The organism is Megasphaera hexanoica, assembly GCF_043520715.1.
Taxonomy (GTDB): Bacteria; Bacillota; Negativicutes; order Veillonellales; family Megasphaeraceae; genus Megasphaera; species Megasphaera hexanoica.
This window is the reverse complement of record NZ_CP171361.1, coordinates 746,441-765,049: the sequence shown is the minus strand read 5'-3', so window position 1 is coordinate 765,049 and position 18,609 is coordinate 746,441. Positions and strand designations below refer to the sequence as shown.

19 protein-coding genes, 1 tRNA gene and 1 other annotated feature are annotated in these 18,609 nt (G+C 50.7%); of the genes, 2 read left to right on the top strand and 18 right to left on the bottom strand.

Annotated elements, in window-relative coordinates; genetic code table 11:
• Positions 1-165: 165 nt before the first annotated feature.
• From ACGTIC_RS03570 to ACGTIC_RS03555, 4 genes are all read right to left on the bottom strand, one after another.
• Complete coding sequence (locus ACGTIC_RS03570) at positions 166-2,484, bottom strand: phage/plasmid primase, P4 family (protein ID WP_394542146.1); 2,319 nt, start codon at positions 2,482-2,484, stop codon at positions 166-168.
• 145 nt (positions 2,485-2,629) lie between these two features.
• Positions 2,630-2,851 (bottom strand): hypothetical protein, encoded by a 222-nt coding sequence (locus ACGTIC_RS03565; RefSeq protein ID WP_162816213.1) that lies wholly within the window; start codon positions 2,849-2,851, stop codon positions 2,630-2,632.
• Positions 2,852-2,863: 12 nt separating this feature from the next.
• Positions 2,864-3,100 (bottom strand): hypothetical protein, encoded by a 237-nt coding sequence (locus tag ACGTIC_RS03560; RefSeq protein WP_113855391.1) that lies wholly within the window; start codon positions 3,098-3,100, stop codon positions 2,864-2,866.
• A gap of 59 nt (positions 3,101-3,159) precedes the next feature.
• Positions 3,160-3,378, bottom strand: coding sequence for a helix-turn-helix transcriptional regulator (locus ACGTIC_RS03555; RefSeq protein ID WP_113855390.1), 219 nt, complete (start codon positions 3,376-3,378; stop codon positions 3,160-3,162).
• 162 nt (positions 3,379-3,540) lie between these two features.
• Here ACGTIC_RS03555 and ACGTIC_RS03550 point away from each other — a divergent pair, with 162 nt between their 5' ends.
• Positions 3,541-4,056 carry a helix-turn-helix domain-containing protein gene (locus ACGTIC_RS03550; RefSeq protein WP_162816212.1) on the top strand — a complete coding sequence of 172 codons (516 nt, stop codon included), beginning with the start codon at positions 3,541-3,543 and terminating at the stop codon, positions 4,054-4,056.
• A 174-nt stretch (positions 4,057-4,230) separates the two neighbouring features.
• Complete coding sequence (locus tag ACGTIC_RS03545; protein WP_113855388.1) at positions 4,231-5,418, top strand: site-specific integrase; 1,188 nt, start codon at positions 4,231-4,233, stop codon at positions 5,416-5,418.
• Between the two features lie 151 nt (positions 5,419-5,569).
• Here the strand turns inward: ACGTIC_RS03545 and ACGTIC_RS03540 are convergent.
• From ACGTIC_RS03540 to hisA, 14 genes are all read right to left on the bottom strand, one after another.
• Positions 5,570-5,658 (bottom strand) — tRNA-Ser (locus ACGTIC_RS03540).
• A gap of 443 nt (positions 5,659-6,101) precedes the next feature.
• A complete protein-coding gene (gene hydE, locus ACGTIC_RS03535; RefSeq protein WP_113855387.1) occupies positions 6,102-7,211 on the bottom strand; it encodes a [FeFe] hydrogenase H-cluster radical SAM maturase HydE in 1,110 nt (369 codons plus the stop codon).
• Positions 7,212-7,223: 12 nt separating this feature from the next.
• Positions 7,224-8,489, bottom strand: coding sequence for a uracil permease (uraA, locus tag ACGTIC_RS03530; protein WP_059076641.1), 1,266 nt, complete (start codon positions 8,487-8,489; stop codon positions 7,224-7,226).
• A gap of 21 nt (positions 8,490-8,510) precedes the next feature.
• Positions 8,511-9,767, bottom strand: coding sequence for an FtsW/RodA/SpoVE family cell cycle protein (locus tag ACGTIC_RS03525; RefSeq protein ID WP_075581941.1), 1,257 nt, complete (start codon positions 9,765-9,767; stop codon positions 8,511-8,513).
• Positions 9,751-10,425 carry a tRNA (guanosine(46)-N7)-methyltransferase TrmB gene (trmB, locus tag ACGTIC_RS03520; RefSeq protein ID WP_113855386.1) on the bottom strand — a complete coding sequence of 225 codons (675 nt, stop codon included), beginning with the start codon at positions 10,423-10,425 and terminating at the stop codon, positions 9,751-9,753. Before trmB ends, ACGTIC_RS03525 begins: the two co-directional genes overlap by 17 nt.
• 31 nt (positions 10,426-10,456) lie before the next feature.
• Entirely contained in the window at positions 10,457-10,654 is a 198-nt protein-coding gene (locus ACGTIC_RS03515; protein ID WP_113855385.1) for a hypothetical protein, read from the bottom strand.
• A gap of 96 nt (positions 10,655-10,750) precedes the next feature.
• Positions 10,751-11,089, bottom strand: coding sequence for a hypothetical protein (locus ACGTIC_RS03510; RefSeq protein ID WP_113855384.1), 339 nt, complete (start codon positions 11,087-11,089; stop codon positions 10,751-10,753).
• Positions 11,090-11,526: 437 nt separating this feature from the next.
• Positions 11,527-12,351: a MetQ/NlpA family ABC transporter substrate-binding protein gene (locus tag ACGTIC_RS03505; protein WP_075581937.1), complete on the bottom strand. Its 825-nt coding sequence runs from the start codon at positions 12,349-12,351 to the stop codon at positions 11,527-11,529.
• Positions 12,352-12,437: 86 nt separating this feature from the next.
• Positions 12,438-13,292, bottom strand: a complete 855-nt coding sequence (locus tag ACGTIC_RS03500) for a 4Fe-4S dicluster domain-containing protein (protein WP_059076080.1) — start codon at positions 13,290-13,292, stop codon at positions 12,438-12,440.
• 37 nt (positions 13,293-13,329) lie between these two features.
• Positions 13,330-13,573: a binding site (T-box leader), on the bottom strand.
• A 197-nt stretch (positions 13,574-13,770) separates the two neighbouring features.
• Positions 13,771-14,952, bottom strand: coding sequence for a M20 family metallopeptidase (locus ACGTIC_RS03495; protein ID WP_257536631.1), 1,182 nt, complete (start codon positions 14,950-14,952; stop codon positions 13,771-13,773).
• 313 nt (positions 14,953-15,265) lie between these two features.
• Positions 15,266-16,390, bottom strand: a complete 1,125-nt coding sequence (locus tag ACGTIC_RS03490; RefSeq protein WP_257536630.1) for an HAD family hydrolase — start codon at positions 16,388-16,390, stop codon at positions 15,266-15,268.
• Between the two features lie 17 nt (positions 16,391-16,407).
• Entirely contained in the window at positions 16,408-17,124 is a 717-nt protein-coding gene (gene hisIE / locus ACGTIC_RS03485; RefSeq protein ID WP_059076077.1) for a bifunctional phosphoribosyl-AMP cyclohydrolase/phosphoribosyl-ATP diphosphatase HisIE, read from the bottom strand.
• Entirely contained in the window at positions 17,124-17,888 is a 765-nt protein-coding gene (hisF, locus tag ACGTIC_RS03480; RefSeq protein WP_059076076.1) for an imidazole glycerol phosphate synthase subunit HisF, read from the bottom strand. Before hisF ends, hisIE begins: the two co-directional genes overlap by 1 nt.
• Positions 17,889-18,605 carry a 1-(5-phosphoribosyl)-5-[(5-phosphoribosylamino)methylideneamino]imidazole-4-carboxamide isomerase gene (gene hisA / locus ACGTIC_RS03475; RefSeq protein WP_113855382.1) on the bottom strand — a complete coding sequence of 239 codons (717 nt, stop codon included), beginning with the start codon at positions 18,603-18,605 and terminating at the stop codon, positions 17,889-17,891.
• Positions 18,606-18,609: the final 4 nt, after the last annotated feature.

Here is an 18,609-nt window from a genome sequence, read left to right as displayed (position 1 = left end):
TTCACGCTCCTATTTTTGACATTTGTCTATTAAAGTGAAAAAGTGAAGTTTTGAAAGTAAAATCCCTATTACCCTATATATAAATAGTGAAGCGGTAAAAAATTATCCGATTAGTAAAAAATTTTCATTTCTTCACTTTCTTCACCTTTTTATAGCAGTTGGATATTAAAAAATAGTTCTCCAGTTCATTTTTAAGCCAATGCCTACAAAATGCATGCCGTCATTATAGCGTTCCTTGTGGAAATGCCGCATCTGCATATTTTCTCTAAAAGTAGAAAGTCGCATATCATGCCAGCCACGGCCGTCATTCATTTTTTCATTGAACGCATTTAGTAGATCACGTACTTTTACATGCAGATTCGGCGATACATCGCAATATGTTTCTATAAATTCACCTATCAAGTCGTTGCTGTCGTAGTATTCGGCCAGTGTTTTCTTGACAGCATCAGGCATTTCGCCTAACCCCTCTTTTTGCCACTGCAAGCAGCCATCCACGCACCATGACAATATCCCGGCCCGTTCCTGCTGAGATAACAGCCGTTCTTTCAATGTAACATCCCGTATATCTTGCAGATCCGCATCAAAAGGAACAATAATCAACCGCCGTTTCATGCCTTTATCCATGGTATTAGTAACTGCTGGCTGGAAATTACTGCTCATTACAATCTTGAACATGGGCGTAAATGTAAAGGGATTCTGCCGTAACAGCCTGGCCGTTATTTTGTCTCCACCTGTAAGAAGTTTTACACGGGCGTCATTGAATTTCCGGCCCTGGCCGCTTTCACTGGTAACAATAAGCCGTTTCCCTGCAATCTTTGCCAGTTGTGGTGTAGGTTCGTTCCCGTTTTTGGCGTCATTCCTGGCACTCAATAAAATATCAACGGGGACGGTATCCGCGTAATCGCCCAAAACTTTTGCTATCGTTTCAATGAACGTTCCTTTTCCGCCACCACCAGCACCATACAGGAATAACAGTTTTTCTTCACGTGTAAGACCTGTAAGGCAATAGCCTATAAATTTATGTAGATAGTGCCGTACATCATCATTTGTAATAATTTGTTTCACTGTTGTTTCCCATAATTCAGACCATTGTTGACCTGGTACATAATCAGCATTGCAGATTTGCGTCATATACTGTTCCCTGTCATGTGGTAATAATTGGCCCGTCTTTAAATCAACAATACCATTCTGACAGTTTAGCAGCCATGGGTTTGCATCCAGCTTTTCCAAATAGATTGGAAGTAAAGCCTCTGCCCGGCGAATCGTGCTAATAATACCATGAAGATTTTCCGACTTTTTGCAGAACCGTTTGTATTGTTTTTCTGCTTCTTCCTCATCTCTGTTTTGCGGCTGTCCGTTAATACGTGTGTATTCCATGGCAGAAAGGCGCATGACAGCACTCACAAGATTATATAACTCTGTTGCTTTTGCTTCGGACTGCTTCCAACGTTTCCCATCCCATTTATACCAGGCATCCGATTCAATACAATAACGGATAATATCGCCGTAAATCAATTCGAGCCGTTCGGCGTTCCCGGTATCATTGAGTTCAAAATAAATCAGTTTTTCCAATTCGTCATTACTTTTTGTAATCTTGTTTTCTTGTATGAATCTGTCATATTGCGCCTGCTTTTCCTTTAAGGCCTGCGGATCATAAGAAATGCCGTTCCAGGACTTCAATGCTTTTTCTATTGTCGTTTTCTGATAATCGGGCCGCGTTTTCCATTTTTCGCGCTGGCCTAATGCCGACATATTGAAGATCCGTAACATTAAATCCTTATTGCCTTGCGTCCAGAATGGCAGCATATCCATTAACGCCATATCTGCTTCGCTTGCACTGTTGTACCCGGATGTATCCCCTATATCAAACAGTCTTGTAAATGAATCTCCCTGGCGGCTTTTCCTTGCCAGACTGATGATCCGCAACACATCAAACGGCGCATCGCTGGCCTGTACAATCCGTTCCGTAAGGTCAACAGGCGGTGGAACATCCCTTTTCCCGTCTTTTCCGTCCATACGGTTTAACAGCTCTGTTGCTTCCTGGGTACGCTCTGCAATATCGCCGCGCCCCTGGAATACATCGCCCGTAACAGTCAAATATCGCCCCTGTGAATATATTTCAAGCTCTTTATTTCGCTTGCCTGGGCCGTTTATATCCGCTTTCACAAGTATATGAATCCCCGTACCACTGGGAGAAATTTCCGTATAGCTGCTAAAGGCATCTATGATTTTTTGCGCCTTTTCGCTTATTTCACCGTCTATAATACAATGATCGATATCAATACCCACAAGCGGACTATTTGAAAGCATGAAGCCAATTCCGGTATAATTTTCGGCCTGCCCCGTTGCTGTCTCAAAGTCTGACCAGGTAACAGGATCATTGCTTTTTGCGGCGCGTCCCGTTTTAGGATCATACGGGATTTTAGTCTTTTTTCCGTCCCGTTTCTGCCATTTCCAGCAAATCCAGTTTGGCAGGTACTTCATTTCCTGGGGAATGGTATCAAAATTTATTTTCAAAGTTGTATTCAGCTCCTTTATGCGATACAATTCAAATAGGACTATTACGCATGGTGTCGTTTTTCGTCCTATGCCGTTTCCAGTGTTGGCGCACCGGGGACGGCCTTTTTTATTACCACCATGTATTTTCCAGCAAATCATAATGGAACCATTGATTATTTTCATACCGCACGCACATAAAACCATCAGCGGCAAATATTTCTATCGGTTTTCCATACGGTGCAAAATTATTGCCGCACTGCCTTTTTATAAGGCGTATCAGTCTGGGGATCTGGTCGACTTCCAGCACATTATATGCACCAGGATAAAAATTCTTATTCTGTTGTATTCTCATATTTCCACGCTCCTATTTCTGTAAATACTTTCCATTCTGGCTTTTCAGCCAATCCATAAATTCATGAAGCGGCACCAGCTTTAATGTCTGGCTTAAATCCAATACGGCCCGTTCATTGCCTTTTACTGCCGTGAAGCCGTTTAAGAGTTTCCATACTGTTGTACGTGATACTCCCAGTAGTTTTTGAAGCTGTACAGGCCGGACATATTGCCGCGAATCAAGATCGTTCTTTGTTTTGTAGACTTCCATAGTTTCACCACCTTTCAATATCTAACAAGCTTGCTTAATTCCTGGCAGGGAATACACCATTAGTCATGGTTTTTAATAATGTCGCTCGGCTGTACATTTAATGACTGGGCTATTTTGCGTATCGTTCTGTAACTGGCATTACGCCGCCCGGCTTTAATAGCAAATACAGTAGCGCTTGAAAGTCCGGCCATCCTTGCCAATTCAGCCCATGAAATGAACTTTTCATCAATCAGCTTGCCAACGGCATCAAAATCAACTTTTTCTGTTCTGTTTGACATGCTTTTCACCTCCTTTGTAAATTTAATACTTTGAAATACCTTTTTAATGTATTTCTATATATAGAATACCTAAATAATGTACTAATGTCAATACCTTTTTTGTGATTTTTGTTGCTTACTATACGTGTTTTAGGTATAATAATGGCAAAAGGAGGGAAACACATGTCGTTCAATGAGAATCTAAAGGAATATAGGGAAAGATCTGGCTATACTGCAAAAGAATTTGCGAAAATTATTGATTTACCATACACGACATATATATCATATGAAAATCAAGGCCGCGAACCTAAATACGATGTACTAATAAAAATAGCAGCGGCACTACACGTATCTATTGATGATCTGCTGGGATATGATCCAGATCAGCCGGACGAGGAAATAAAATATTTCAACCTATTACGAGAATACAAAATTCCAATGAGAGAAATAAAAGCAAATGGGAAAGTATTATATTGTTTCGATGTACCAGGTACAAATACTACAATAGCATTAGGAATAAAGGGACTAAAAAAATGTTGGAATGAAGCAATGGAGGAATTTAAAAAAGAAACATCCAATCAATTTAAAAATATTTTTCTGGGCCATCTCGTATGGACATATGAATATACAGACGGGGATACGCGTTTAAAAACCGATAAAATCGAACAACATTCCGATAGTAATAACGAACAGAAATAATTGTTTCCATTTTAAGCCGTTTTACATTCTATCCATGATAAATTCCATTCAAGACAAATAAAAAGAGCCGTAACAGCCCAGAATGGGCGATTACGGCATATATACTGACCTTTAACAAGTTTGCTTAATTCCTGGCAGGGATAATATAGGAACGTGTGAAAGGTGGTAACTTGTATGTGGATAATAGAACTAGAAAGTAAAAAGGGAATTCGTTATTCATGCCGGGAACGCTTCACAGATCCAGCGACCGGGAAAAAATTCATACTGGCCGTTACAATCAACAGCAACAGCCGCCAGGCACAACGTACAGGCAGACAAATGCTCCTTGAAAAATATAATAAGCGTATCAGCAGAGAGAAAGACAAACAGAAGCGTAAAGAAGAACTGTTATTTTCCGCCGTCTGCGATGAATGGATCAAGGCAACAGCTCCAACGGTAAAGGTTGAAACACAAGATAATCACAGAATGTACTGCAAGCGGATTCTACGCGCCTTGTCTCCTGGCCTGTTGTTCCAGGACTTCACGCCTGCTATTGCGGAAAAAATCATTACAGAGATGTATTACACGGAACGACTTTCATATTCCTATTGTGCTGCCACTCTCATAGTCATAAAAATGATCATGCGATACGCAAAAAAAGCCGGGTATATTTCGGACGTTTACGACTTTGAAGCTATCCGGATAAAGCGGCGGCCTGCAACGCCGGCAGAATTAGAAAAGGCAACAAACAAGTTTTTGAATCATGACGAACTGCAAAACGTCCTGCACCAATTACGCGTCTTGAATCAGCGTGTTGCCCTGGCTATGGAATTTATTTCCTTGACTGGCTTGCGTTGTGGTGAAATGCTGGCCCTGCGCTGGCAGGATACCGACCTTGAAAAAAGGCAGTGCAATATCAATGGAACTATTGTGAAGATCATCAAGAATGGCGATGAGATCCAACGCGGAACGCCTAAAAATGTCTACTCATACAGAACGATAGACTTAAATAGCCGGGCCATATCTATTTTACAATGGTTTAAGGCTGATAACAAACGCCTGGAATTGTGGAAAAAGGGGAACTGCATAAGCCGTACATATCACGACCGCGGCTACATTTTCACAACCAGGACAGGCGCGCCGTATAACATCCAATACATAAATAGGATATTGCGGAAAGTGACTGTTCCAGGCAAAAAAATAAGTACGCACATTTTCCGACATACTCATATAAGCATGTTGGCAGAAATGAACGTACCTTTGAAAGCGATCATGCAACGCGTTGGCCATAACGACCCCAATACCACGTTACAGATATACACGCATGTAACCGACAGTATGAAGCAGGAACTAAAAAACAAGCTGGAAAAAATCAGCATTTAGGCCCAAAAAAAAATTACGCAAAAAATTAAGCAACTTTGCTTCAAAATAAGCAAAAGCGGCGAACGATAGGAATTTTCAAAAAAGCCTGCAATCCGCATAAATTAAAGGTTTTTGAAACTCCTAAACATTTAGCCGCTTTACTAAAAATCAATGGCGGAAAGGGTGGGATTCGAACCCACGGTGCGTTGCCGCATCACTAGTTTTCAAGACTAGCTCCTTAAACCACTCGGACACCTTTCCATGTAGTGCTACCAAAATAGTATAGCAGAACTTTTCCAAAATAGCAATAGACAGGAGCCATCTCCCTTGCGCCGGCCAAAAAAACAAAAAAAGGCAGTCTCCTGTTTAACCGTGCCTGTACGAAACAAGCCGCACGTAGAAGACTGCCTTTGGTAAGGTACAGATCCTTTTGGCGGGAGTGAGCCTCCGCCCCCGTATCCACCAACGGTGTACTTACAGGCAGGGAGCAACAATAAAGGTGGAGTTGCTCCGCTGCGAACACCCATGTAAAGGACCGGCACCCTAAAATAGTAGCGCCTGCAGTGAAAGATTTGATTCACACGCAGCTACTACCCGTACGCCTACACTAATCGCGCGTACAGGAGATACTATTTTAAGAACCCCGATTACCATAACCAGGGATTCCATATTCACTGTATCATAGAACGGGAAAAAAAGAAAGGTTATTTTTTGTGAAAGAAATGGGGAGCATCGCCCCACTGCCCCAGACCTACCGTATCCCCCACTGATGCCACGCGGCCGCTCAGGCAGTTGCGGCACTGTTCGGCCTGTTCATCGACGCAGGGTTTGTTGTCGTAGAGAAGGTACTGGGAACGGAACTGGGGAAGCGTCACGATGGGCATGAGGATATTGGCGCCGGCCCTGAGTCCCAGTTCCCGGCCCAGGGGATGGAGAGCCTGCAGGGCCGTCGTCGCCGCGATGTTGACATCCCTCAGAAAGAGGCGCGTCACAGCAATCATGGCAAGGCCCAGATGGAGGCGGTGCAGTTTATCCTCCTGGGAATCGCGACCGGCAGCGAGGACTTCCTTTCCAACCGGGGTCTGATGATGGACGACATAAGGCCCCATGCCGATCATGTCGATATTCATATCCCGGTAAAAGAGGATATCGTCTGCCAGATTTTCCAGAGTCTGCCCCGGCAGGCCGATCATATCCCCCGTCCCCACCTGATAGCCAATCCGGCCCAGTGCGCGGAGACAATCCCGGCGCACCGTCCATTCGTGATGGCCGTCCTGGGGATGGAGCCGGGCATAGAGAGCGGGATTGCTGGTCTCGATGCGCAGCAGATAGCGGTGGGCGCCGGCGGCAAACCAGCGGCGGTACGTTTCTTCCGTCTGTTCCCCTACGCACAGGGTCAGGCCGAGACCACCATTTCCAATCTTCTTGATGTCCCGCACGAGGTCTTCTATATAAGAAATAAATTCCTCATCCTGCCGTTCGCCTGACTGAAGAGTCAGCGACCCATAGCCGGCCTCATAGGTCCAGCGGGCCATGGCCAGGATATCGTCCCGTTCCGTATCGAACCGCTCTACCTCCGTATTATCGCGGCGGATGCCGCAATAGCGGCAATTCTTGATGCAGCGGTTGGAAAATTCGATGAGCCCCCGGTAATAAGCGACCCGGCCGACGGTTTCCGCTTTTACGGCATAGGCCGCATCATACAGGGCCTGCCGGTCATCGGCATCGGTAAGGCCGAGAAGCGTCACCAGATTCTTCCGGTCCATAGCCGGCCCTTTGGCCAGCAGCGCACGCAGCGCCGGTGATACTGCCATAGACATCCTCCTTTAATTGCGGTTTTCCAGTCCCGTTTTTTCAAAGACGATGAACGCCAGACTGAGAATCATAGCAACGACTGTAGCCAGACCCATCCCTTTCAGCTGTACCGGACCGACGGCAATCGTTGCCCCTGACAGGCCCGTAATCATGGTGACAGCCGTGAGGATCAGATTCTTGGACCGGGTATAATCGACTTTCTTTTCGACGAGCATGCGGATGCCCGATGCGGCAATGAAGCCAAAGAGCAGGATGCACACCCCGCCCATGACCGGCGTCGGGATGCCATGGATGAGAGCAGCAATCTTGCCGATGAAGGAAAACAGGATGGCAAAGACGGCGGCACCGCCGATGACCCACGTACTGTATACACCGGTGATGGCCATGACGCCCATATTTTCCCCGTAAGTCGTATTCGGCGTCGAACCGACGAGACCGGAAATGACGTTGGACAGGCCGTCGGCAAAGAGACTGCGGTGCAGGCCCGGATCCTTGATGAGATTCCGCCCGACGATATCACTGGTGACAAAGAGGTGTCCCAGATGTTCGGCAAAGACGACAAACAGGGCCGGCATGATCATCATGATGGCACTGAAATTAAATTCCGGCTTGTAGAACGTCGGCACGGCAAACCAGGGCGTTTCTTCCACAGCCGTCAGATCGACGACGCCCATGAAATACGACAGGATATAGCCGGACACGACACCGATCAGGATAGGGATGATGCCGATGAAGCCCCGGCCGAGGAGCGTCGCCAGAATAGTGACGATGAGAGTAAAGGTAGAAATGATCATGGCCGTTTCATTGCTCATCCCCTGGGCATCGCCGAGGTAGCCCGACATGGTCATGGCAAGCGGTGCCAGTTCCAGCCCGATAATGGCTACGATAGCACCCATGGCAGCCGGCGGGAAGAGGATGTCGATCCACTTCGTCCCCACTTTATCGACGATCGCCGCCAGTATCATGAACGACAGGCCGAAAACGATGAACCCGCCCTGGGCATCACCGTAGGTCATGCCCGGCGTAGCGCATACGGCCAGGACCGGGGAAATAAAGGCAAAACTGGAGCCGAGATAGGCCGGCAGCCGCCATTTGCAGATGGTCAGGTACAAGAGCGTGCCGATGCCATTCATAAACAAGGCCGTAGCCGGATCGACGTGGAGCAGGAACGGCACCAGTACGGTCGATCCAAACATAGCAAACAAATGCTGCAGACTCAGAGGGATTGTCGGCAGAATCGGCAATCGTTCATCTACCTGTATAATTCTTCGTTCCATGAAAAAGCCTCCTAATCAATATCATCGCAGAGGAAAACGGCTGCGCGTCTCCTCTTTCATCGAATGCAGGGCCGGCTGCTCCCGCAGGCGGGCGTCGATGACGGCCTCGCGGTAATTGCGGTGGGCAATGTTGAGGAGCAGCGCCGCAGCAATCATGTTGAGCAAAAGCGACGTGCCACCATAGCTGATAAACGGCAGCGGTACACCGACGACAGGCAGGATGCCGCTGACCATGGCCAGATTGATCATTCCCTGACCGCCAAAGTACATGGTAATCCCTACGGTCAGCAATTTTCCAAAGGTATCGCGCGTATTCCAGGCACAGTTGCAGCCGAAATAAATAATCATACTGAACAGGACCAGCATAAATATAGAACCGCGCATCCCCCATTCCTGGGCCAGGACGGCAAAGGCAAAGTCCGTATGGGCTTCGGGCAGATAACTGAACTTGCTGATACCTTCACCCAGCCCCTGCCCCATAATGCCGCCGGAACCGATAGCGATGAGCCCCTGCACGGTCTGATACCCCAGCGTCTTTTCATAGGACCAGGGATCATACCAGGAAATAATGCGGTTCATGCGGTATGGCGCCGAGAGCAGGTACACGATGCCTACGGCAAGAGTCGCCAGAAGAGGCACCTTGGCCTTGAGGATACTGGCTCCGCTCACCCAGAACATAACCAGCGGCAGGAATAAAATAACCAGAGCCGTGCCGGCATCAGGCTGGCGGAACACGAGGATGCCCAGGAGAAGCGGCGGCAGCAGCAGCGGATGGGGCACAAAGCGGATCCGTTTCCACCGCGGCTCTTTCCCTGTTTGGGACGGGAAAAACGCCGACAGGGGCGAGAAAAATTCGATATGGCCTTTCTTATCCCACAGTGGCGCCAGCTTGTCAGCCGTAAAAAGGATGACGACCAGCTTGGCGATTTCCGAAGGCTGGAAGGTAAATCCTCCTGCCCCGAGCCAGCGCCGGGCGCCGTTGACGACGATTCCCGCCGCCAGCACGGCGACAAGCAGGATGACCGTAAAGACGAACAGGCGGACCGACCATTTCTTCCACATATGATAGTCCTTTTTGTAGACAAACAAGGCCGGTACCAGCCCCAGGGACAGATACACACCCTGCCGGATGAGATGGCCGTAGGCACTGCCCCCTTCTGCCATATCCTCGACAAAAGTCGAACTGAACACATTGGACGTGCCGATGATGATCAGCAGAAAAAAAGCAATGAGGAGCATCCAGAAATTGCGGCGCATCTCCTTAGTGTGCGGATTCATCAGCCTTCACCTCCGCAGGGCGGGTGGCGGCGCAATGGAAAATCGGCTGCCCTTTGGCACTGAATTTCGCTTCGTATTCCGTCATCGCTTCATTGACGATATCACTATGATGCAGATCATAGGTCACCTCTGACAACGGCCAGTTCCGCTGGCGGAATTCTTCCAGCGTAAAATCGAACAGACCGGCATTATCGGATTTGAACAATACCATGCCTCCCGGAGCCAGCAGCCGGGCATAGCGGTCCAGAAACAGGCGGTACGTCAGACGGCGCTTGGCGTGGCGCGACTTGGGCCAGGGATCACAGAAATTGATGAAAAACCGGTCCACTTCACCGGGAGCAAAGATATCCTCGATTTTTGCCACATCATACTTTAGCAGATGTACATTGGAAACTTCCGCTTCAGCGCATTTCTTTCCGGCATAATACAGGACCCCCGTCTGGATTTCGATCCCGATAAAATTCACCTCCGGGTGCAGCATGGCCATCTGGGAAATGAAATTCCCCTTTCCCGTACCCAGCTCGACCCAGAGCGGCACATCGGGGCGGGCAAACACAGACCGCCAGCGGCCTTTATATTCCTCCGCTCCGGACAGATGGACAAACGAATCATACTCGCGGATGGCATCGTCAATCCAGGGTTTTCTTCGTAAACGCATAGCATAACTCCTTTAAAAAAGGCTGATTCCATCACACGAAATCAGCCATAGACATAAATTTACTTGTATTATTATAGGTAATATAAAAGGCACTGTCAAGACGGGGACGGCAGGCAGGCGTCAGATGCTCATGACCTTTCCCCTCTGTTCCCACAATAAACTCCAGTACCTGGGAAAAGGCAATACTCATAATGTCATGGACGGGAAACAATACGATAAATAATACCACTTCCAGAGCAGCCCCACAAGACCTGCATCATAATGCCAAACCTGTCACCTCATTTCCAAATATGCAAATGATTATCAGGGATATATCAGTAAGTTTCTACATATGACATTCAAACACATACAGCCAATCACGGTGATTCATTTCTAACAGCCGTCTCTTACCATCGTCAGCATCCATGAGAAAATTATCGTATTGATCCACCACAGCCGCGAGGTACAATTTTTCATGTTCATTCTGGGGATTCAGCTCTTTTAGGGGTACAATCTGCTTCGCTTTCCCTGACTTAGGCCAGGAAATAATAGTATGCCTTCCGACGACACGTATGACACGGCAAGTTTCTTCCTCAAAATAGTCAATATAATCCGGTATTAATGCACACATCCTATCTATTATGTTTTTACGATTGCCAATGACAGCTACATTGCACCGTCCCATACGCCACTCCTCCTATCCTGTAAACCGTTCAATCACTCGTATTGTTACATAATATGATACCTTCATCGAACATATGTGTCAATCCATCGGGCCCGGCCTTTTTATCATATGAGTCCCAATTTCTGAGTCCGAGGATGCTGCACGTCGAACGGACAATCGGACTCATAATGAACTCTCTATTGAAATAAGAACCCTTCCGCCACTTCGTGGCCCTCCTTCCCTTATCAGGGACGGCAAAGATACCCGGTCCGTCGAACCGGCTACTGGCTGATGACTGATGACTGCTGCCCTTCCTGCTAACCACTAATCACTGGCCACCAGCTGCCAGCCTTTCCCTCTTCGACGGACGGCCTGCGGCCTTTTCATCAAACGTTAAACTATCTTTTCCAACCTACAAACAACAGCCCTTTCCCGTACGAACAGGAAAGGGCTGTCTCTTACTTCCAGGCCGGCAGGAGCTCGCCTTTGAAGTTTTCTTCGATGTATTGTCTGACTTCCGGAGACTGGAAGGCTTTGACAAATTTCTGATATGCCGGGTTGTCTTTGTCTTTGGCCCGGGCGGCGATGACGTTGACATAGGGGCTGGTATCGTCTTCGGTGGCGATACGGTCGCTGATGCGCAGGCCGGCGGTGATGGCGTATCCGGCGTTGATGATGGCGCCGTCGGCATCATCGATGGAACGGGGCAGCTGGCCGGCTTCCAGTTCTACGATGTCGATGTGCCTGGGATTGGAGGTGATGTCCTGGGTTGTCAGTTTGGTCTGGTCGGCACCATCCCGGAGGGTGATCCAGCCCAGTTTGCTCAGGAGCAGCAGAGCCCGGCTGCCATTATTGGGGTCGTTGGGGATGGCGATGCGGGCGCCGTCCGGTACGTCTTTGATATCCGTATAGCGGTGGGAATAGAGGGCAATCGGTGCCAGGTAGGTATCGCCGATGGGGACGAGATCAGTACCATTTTTTTCATTGAACGTATTGAGGAACGGCACGTGCTGATAGGAGTTGAGGTCGATATCGCCATCGGCCAGGGCTTTATCGGGTGTGATGTAGTCCGAGAATACCTTGACTTTGACGGTCAGGCCGTCTTTGGCCGCGGCCTTGGCGACCTGTTCCATGATCTGTTCCCCCGATCCGGGGTTGACGCCTACGGTGATTTCTTTCTTTTCCGCACTGCCATTCTGAGTGCTGCCACAGCCTGCCAGGACGGCGGTCAGGGCCAGGGCGGTGAGAGTCAGGGTGATGATTTTTTTCCATTGAATATGCATGTCATATTCCTCCTTTTATTGTATACAAAATCGGTATATTTTATATTTGCAGGGATACGGCAGTGCGCATCTCCGTATGCAGGGAATCAGCGGATGGCCGTATCGATGATTTTCTGTGCTTCTTCCGGCACGCCCCGGCCTTCTACGGCGTTGGCCGATCCGAAATCGCGGCAGTGTGCCGCCCCGTCTGCTGTGACGGAATGCATGCCATAGCGTTTGCGGTCGGCCCCTACGGGACAAACGGCAATACAGACGCCGCAGGGATACCGGAATTCCGTCTTGAGTTTCTGATGATAGCCGGCACAGCGCGCTTTGGCCATATCGGCGATGAGCCGGTCGTTCCGGGGCGTAAAGGCATGGGTCGGACAGTTGAAGACGCAGCGCTTGCACTGGATGCACAAGTCTTTTTCCTGCATGGCGTCGGCCGGTACGTCAGCGTCGGTAATGACCGATACGAGGCGCACCCGCGGGCCGTATTCGGGCGTGATCAGGGTGTGATTGAGTCCCAGCGTCCCCAGACCGGCGTATTTTCCGGCAAAGACGTGGGAAAAGGCTGCTTCCGGTTTTTTGACCAGGACGGAAATGTCGCCGTAGCAGTCGCGGGGAAACCAATGAGCCCGGTAACCCCACTGGTTGAGCTTGTTGGCCAGGCGGTATGCCGTGTCATCGAGGAGACGGTTCGTCGTATTGTAACATTCGGAATAGACGACCGATGGCGTCGTTTCAATCATAGGAAGGTAAATCTGTACGCCCAGGACGATGACCGTCCGGCTCCAGGGCCAGATGGACTGGGGCCAGTACGCTTCGGCCACTTCTCCCTGCTGCGGCCAGCGGTCTACGCTGGCAAATCCCACAATATTGGCCCCCAGACGCAGGGCCTGCCGTTTGATCCGTTGTTTCAGGGCACTTCGCTGCTGCCCTGTCTGTTTCTGCTGTTCCATCGTATCACCTCATCATAAAAAAAAACTTCCATCCCCGCAAAGGGACGGAAGTACCGTGTTACCACCCAATTTCACCGGCTCTTCACAAAGCCGGCCTTCTCGAGTACGCAGGCCACAGGCCCTCAATACTCCAGCACAGTAACGGGTGCACCCGGGCGGTCTCACTATTCGACCTGCCGGCTCAGAGGCCATCTTCCAGAAGCTGTCTTGCATCTCCTCCCACCATGTGGAGACTCTCTGGGCCATTCCTGCTTCTGTACTCTTCTCTTCATTGCCTGTTGTTCAGTTGATGGTGTAAGTTTACCACAGGCGCCAGGCTCTGTCAATACAATTTTAGAACTTTATTCTAATTTTATTTCTTCTGCCCGTATCTGAGTGAAGTCTCTTATTTCCTGTCATATTCTGTCTTCTATGGCAGGAAATAAAAAATCCATCATCCCCGGATTTACAAGGAGATGATGGATGGAATGTAATTCTATTATTTATTGGCTTCCAGCCAGTCGAGGGCATACTGGGCAAAGATAGCGGCGCCGTTTCCCAACACGTCCTCATCGACGGTATAGCGGTTGCTGTGCTGGGGATACATGGCATTTTTTTCGGGATTGCGGATGCCGACGATGCCGTAGCAGCAGGGCTTCTTTTCCGTATAGAAGGCAAAATCTTCGCAGGCCATGGTGTGTTCCATGGGGACGACGTTGTCTTCGCCTACGACTTTGGCCGCCGCTTTGGCTCCCAGCCCGGCACAGGCTGCGTCATTGATAGTCGGCGGGGCGATGAGATCCATGTGGAAATCGGCGGTAGCACCGTACTGATGAGCCGTATCGCGGACCATATCGCTCAGCATCGTTTCCAGCAGTTTGCCCGTTTCCGGCAGGAAATAACGGCATGTCCCTTCCATATGGGCTTCGCCGGAGACGATATTAAAGGCCGTGCCACTCCGGACAGTGCCTATGGTCAGAGCAACCGAATCGAGGGGGCTGACCCGGCGGGATACGATGGTCTGGATATTGAGCAGGATAGACGCCGCTACGACCGAGGCATCGATGCCCTGATGAGGCAGCGATCCGTGGCAGCCCGTGCCGTGAACGTCGATGTAGAAATGGGTGCCGGCGGCAAAGCGGGGGCCGGCCTGGATATTGACCTTGCCGGCAGGCATGTCGAACCAGACATGGGCCGCGTACATGGAGCCGATTTTATCATACCAGTCGCCGAAGCGCAGCATGTATTCCGCACCGGCGCAGAGTTCTTCTGCCGGCTGGAAAACGAAATAGACCGTGCCGCAGATCTGGTCCTGTACTTCGTGGAGGATGTACGCCGCCCCAAGGAGCATGGCGATGTGGTTGTCATGACCACAAGCATGCATTTTGCCTTCGTTTTCCGAAGCAAAGGGAAGGCCTGTCAGTTCTTTGACCGGCAGCCCGTCGATATCGGCGCGGAGTGCTACGGCCTTGCCAGGTTTTCCGCCTTTGAGGCAGGCGACGAGGCCCGTATTCTTTTCCGGGTTGATTTCATAGGGAATCCCCAGTTTGTCCAATTCGGCAGCAATCCGTTTCGTCGTTTCCACTTCCTGGAAACTCAGTTCCGGATGGCGGTGGAACTCCCGCCGCAACGATACGACCGTATCCTGATATTTCTTTGCCAGTTCCTGAATCTGATTCACAATAACCACCCTTTCTACGCACCGCGGCGTCTGGCTTTTTTACTATGCCTCGTCAGCGTGCCCATCATCTGCCACGTCGTCGTCAGTCAGCGTAGCCCCGCTACGCCTCCTTCCATCCTCCTTGCATCTGACGGACCCGCCAACGATGCCTGACGTAAAACGCCAGTCGTCGCGGTGCTTAATCGCTAAGTTTTGTATAAAAATAGTCGGTTCGTCGAACTGGCTTCGACGAACGAACTACGACCAACGGCTCTTCCCGGCCGGCACCCCTTCCGCGGCCTTTTCATCAAACTTCAAACCTCAAACTATCTTTTCACTTCAATACATCCAGTATATCCATGACGTTGTTTACGATGTGGTCGGCTCCTTCTTTTTCGAACATGGCCCGGGCGTTCTGGCCGTCGAGGCCGGTGAGGGTGCCAATCATGACGGCGCCCATGGATCTGGCACACCATACGTCAGCCAGGGAGTCGCCTACGACGTAATAGGTCCCCTGTTTGAACGTATCCGGATGATCTGCGTAATCAGCGTAGCGGTCCGGGTAATGGCCGAAGGCTCCCAGGTAATAAGCAAAAGGATTGGGTTTGTCCAGGGAGCGGTGGAGCAGGGCCGCCGCTTCGTCGACGTCGGTCGAAGTCGAGATGTAGAGAGGATCGAATTCGTCATACCAGCCGTAGTGGCGGAAGGGAATTTCCATTTCCCGGCGGCTGCGGCCGGTGGCGATGGCGATGTCATAGCCGCGGCGCTTCAGTTCCTGGAACAGGTGACGGATATCATCCGGATCGGCCAGGGGGGCTTCGTTGGTGAGAAAACCGATTTTTCCGGGGTTATCCGGTTCCCTGCCGTACGTTTCCCGGTACAGGTCGTCGCCGAAATACCAGTTCTGGAAGCAGTCCACGTGGAGATGCCACAGAAAGGAGTCGAGGGATGCATAGGGTACGAGGGCCTGTCCGCCCTTCGATTCGCCGGCGGCTTTGCCCAGGTATTCAAAGACCTGGTCCTTGCTGGCGCCGTCGGGGACGGTATCCCTGAGGACATCCAGTACATCGCTGGCCGTAGGCATGTCGCAGTTTTTCAGGAAAATACCTGCCAGGCGGACGCCGCGCAGGGTGTCAAAGGAGAGGCGGCGGATCTGTCCTGTCGTCGCCGCATACTGTTCCAGCATGAGCCAGAGGGTCACGAAAATATGAGCGTGGACCATATCCCAGTTGTCGTTGACGCCATGGCCTTTGAGCCACTGCAGGATTTCATCGTCTTTCCAGTAACGGGCCCGCAGGTCCCGTATTTCCTCTTCTGTCAGATTGGCCCGGACCGGTTCCTGGGACAGCCCCATGTACAAAGGGCTGTTGTACCATTCCCAGAGAGTCAGGGCCGATACGTCAAAATAGCGTTTTTCGCTGAGAAGCACGCCATCGACATCAAAAATTACTTTCTTCATTTTATTTCACCTTGTAATCAAAATGTCTTGTCCTGATGGCCGACGGTTTTTTTATTGCCTTTGACATGGCTCCGCCCTTCGAGGATGGTCATGACATCGTTGACGGTCACGCCCGTATCTTCCCAGAGCACGGCCAGATGATACAGGAGGTCGGCCGATTCCTTGCACACTTCCAGGCGCAGATTGTCCGCTTCTTCGTTCTGTTCTCCAGCCACGGGATCGGCGTTTTTGGCGGCGATGATGACTTCTGCCCCTTCTTCGCCGATTTTCTTGCCGATTTTATCGATGCCCGTCTGCAGGAGATAGGCCGTATAGGATTTTTCCGTCGGATGGACCCGTTTTTCCTTTATTTCATCCTGCAGGTCGGCCATCATGGACAGGCTGCCCGCATAGGATGTTTCGTCTTTGCCGGCAAGGCCCCGGTAGAAGCACGATTTGTGCCCCGTATGGCAGGCGGCTCCCGTCTGATTGACGGTGATGAGCAGCGTATCGGCATCGCAATCGACGGCGATAGCCTGCACGTCCTGGAAATGGCCCGATTCTTCGCCTTTGTTCCAGAGTTTCTGGCGGCTGCGGCTGTAGAACCAGGTCCGCCCCGTTTCCAGGGTCTTTTTCAGCGATTCTTCGTTCATGTAGGCCATCATCAGGACTTTTCCGCTCCGGCCTTCCTGTACGATAGCCGGCACGAGGCCTTTTTCATCAAATTTGATATTCTGTATATCTACATATTCCATTATTTTTCTGCCCCTCTCATGGGAATTCCTTCGCCCTGAAGATACGCTTTGAGGTCCGGGATGGCGATCTGGCCGAAGTGAAATACCGATGCAGCCAGAGCGGCATCGGCACCGGCGTCGAAGACGTCCTTGAAATCTTTCATTGTGCCGGCCCCGCCGGAGGCGATGATGGGCACGGGCAGTTCCGTGGACAGGCGGTGGTTGAGGGCCAGGTCGAAGCCCGATTTTTCACCGTCCGAATCCATAGAATTGATGCAGATTTCCCCGGCTCCCAGAGCAACGCCCTGCTTGGCCCAGGCGATAGCATCGAGGCCGGTATTCTTGCGGCCGCCATCGACGTAGACCTGCCAGCTGCCCTGACCATCGCGCTTGGCATCGATGGACAGGACGACGCACTGGCTGCCGTAGCGTTCTGCCGCTTCACGGATGAGTTCCGGCCGCCGTACAGCTGCCGAATTGACAGAAACCTTGTCGGCACCGGCCCGCAGGACCTGATGGAAATCGTCGATACTGCTGATGCCGCCGCCGATGGTAAAGGGAATGTTGATTTCTTCCGCTACGGCCCGGACGACATCGATGAAGATATGACGTTTTTCGTATGAAGCGGTGATATCGTAGAAAACGAGTTCGTCCGCCATCTGATCGGAGTAGAATTTCCCCAGTTTCACCGGGTCATCTACGTCCTGTATATTCTTGAACTGTTTGCCTTTGACGACGCGTCCGTCGCGCACATCGAGGCATGGTACAATACGTTTTGCCAGCATTTACCGTCCCCCCAGACTTCGGATCTGTTCCATCGTAATCCGGCCTTCGTACAGGGCCTTGCCTGTAATGGCCCCGTAGACACCCATATTCTGCAGCGTCTTCAGGTCTTCTATGCTGCTGATGCCGCCCGAGGCGATGAGGCGGATGTACGGCAGATGCTGCAGCTGTTCCATCATGTCCAGATTGGGGCCGGTGAGCATGCCATCGCGGCTGATATCCGTGTAGACGATGGTCCGGAGGCCAATGGAAATGAGGAAACTGGCAAAGGGCAGGACTTTCTTGTCGCTCCCTTCCACCCAGCCGCGAGTCGCGACCGTGTCGCCCTTGGCATCGATGGAAACGACCAGTTCCGAGCCGTATTTCTTTGCCATTTCGCGGGTAAAGGCTTCGTCTTCGGCGGCCTTGGAGCCGATGATGACCCGGGCCACTCCCTGTTCGAGATAGGTGTTGATGGCTTCTTCGCTACGGATGCCGCCGCCCACTTCTACGGGGATATCGACGGCGTCGCAGATGCGGCCGATGACCGAAGCGTTGCAGCGGTCGCCCTTGAAGGCTCCGTCGAGATCGACGACGTGGAGAAACTGAGCTCCCCCGTCGGCCCATTTCCGGGCGGCTTCGACGGGATCATCAAAATAGGTCGTGCTGTCTGTCTCTACGCCCTGGCGCAGGCGGACGGCATGGCCGTTTTGTATATCTATAGCCGGAAGTACGATCATACTA

Excerpts from the sequence above, each read along its gene's own strand:
- ACGTIC_RS03570 (WP_394542146.1), bottom strand. The coding sequence starts at position 2,484 with ATGAAGTACCTGCCAAACTGGATTTGCTGGAAATGGCAGAAACGGGAC.
- ACGTIC_RS03565 (WP_162816213.1), bottom strand. The coding sequence starts at position 2,851 with ATGAGAATACAACAGAATAAGAATTTTTATCCTGGTGCATATAATGTG.
- ACGTIC_RS03560 (WP_113855391.1), bottom strand. The coding sequence starts at position 3,100 with ATGGAAGTCTACAAAACAAAGAACGATCTTGATTCGCGGCAATATGTC.
- ACGTIC_RS03555 (WP_113855390.1), bottom strand. The coding sequence starts at position 3,378 with ATGTCAAACAGAACAGAAAAAGTTGATTTTGATGCCGTTGGCAAGCTG.
- ACGTIC_RS03550 (WP_162816212.1), top strand. The coding sequence starts at position 3,541 with ATGTCGTTCAATGAGAATCTAAAGGAATATAGGGAAAGATCTGGCTAT.
- ACGTIC_RS03545 (WP_113855388.1), top strand. The coding sequence starts at position 4,231 with ATGTGGATAATAGAACTAGAAAGTAAAAAGGGAATTCGTTATTCATGC.
- hydE (WP_113855387.1), bottom strand. The coding sequence starts at position 7,211 with ATGGCAGTATCACCGGCGCTGCGTGCGCTGCTGGCCAAAGGGCCGGCT.
- uraA (WP_059076641.1), bottom strand. The coding sequence starts at position 8,489 with ATGGAACGAAGAATTATACAGGTAGATGAACGATTGCCGATTCTGCCG.
- ACGTIC_RS03525 (WP_075581941.1), bottom strand. The coding sequence starts at position 9,767 with ATGAATCCGCACACTAAGGAGATGCGCCGCAATTTCTGGATGCTCCTC.
- trmB (WP_113855386.1), bottom strand. The coding sequence starts at position 10,425 with ATGCGTTTACGAAGAAAACCCTGGATTGACGATGCCATCCGCGAGTAT.
- ACGTIC_RS03510 (WP_113855384.1), bottom strand. The coding sequence starts at position 11,089 with ATGGGACGGTGCAATGTAGCTGTCATTGGCAATCGTAAAAACATAATA.
- ACGTIC_RS03505 (WP_075581937.1), bottom strand. The coding sequence starts at position 12,351 with ATGCATATTCAATGGAAAAAAATCATCACCCTGACTCTCACCGCCCTG.
- ACGTIC_RS03500 (WP_059076080.1), bottom strand. The coding sequence starts at position 13,292 with ATGGAACAGCAGAAACAGACAGGGCAGCAGCGAAGTGCCCTGAAACAA.
- ACGTIC_RS03490 (WP_257536630.1), bottom strand. The coding sequence starts at position 16,390 with ATGAAGAAAGTAATTTTTGATGTCGATGGCGTGCTTCTCAGCGAAAAA.
- hisIE (WP_059076077.1), bottom strand. The coding sequence starts at position 17,124 with ATGGAATATGTAGATATACAGAATATCAAATTTGATGAAAAAGGCCTC.
- hisF (WP_059076076.1), bottom strand. The coding sequence starts at position 17,888 with ATGCTGGCAAAACGTATTGTACCATGCCTCGATGTGCGCGACGGACGC.
- hisA (WP_113855382.1), bottom strand. The coding sequence starts at position 18,605 with ATGATCGTACTTCCGGCTATAGATATACAAAACGGCCATGCCGTCCGC.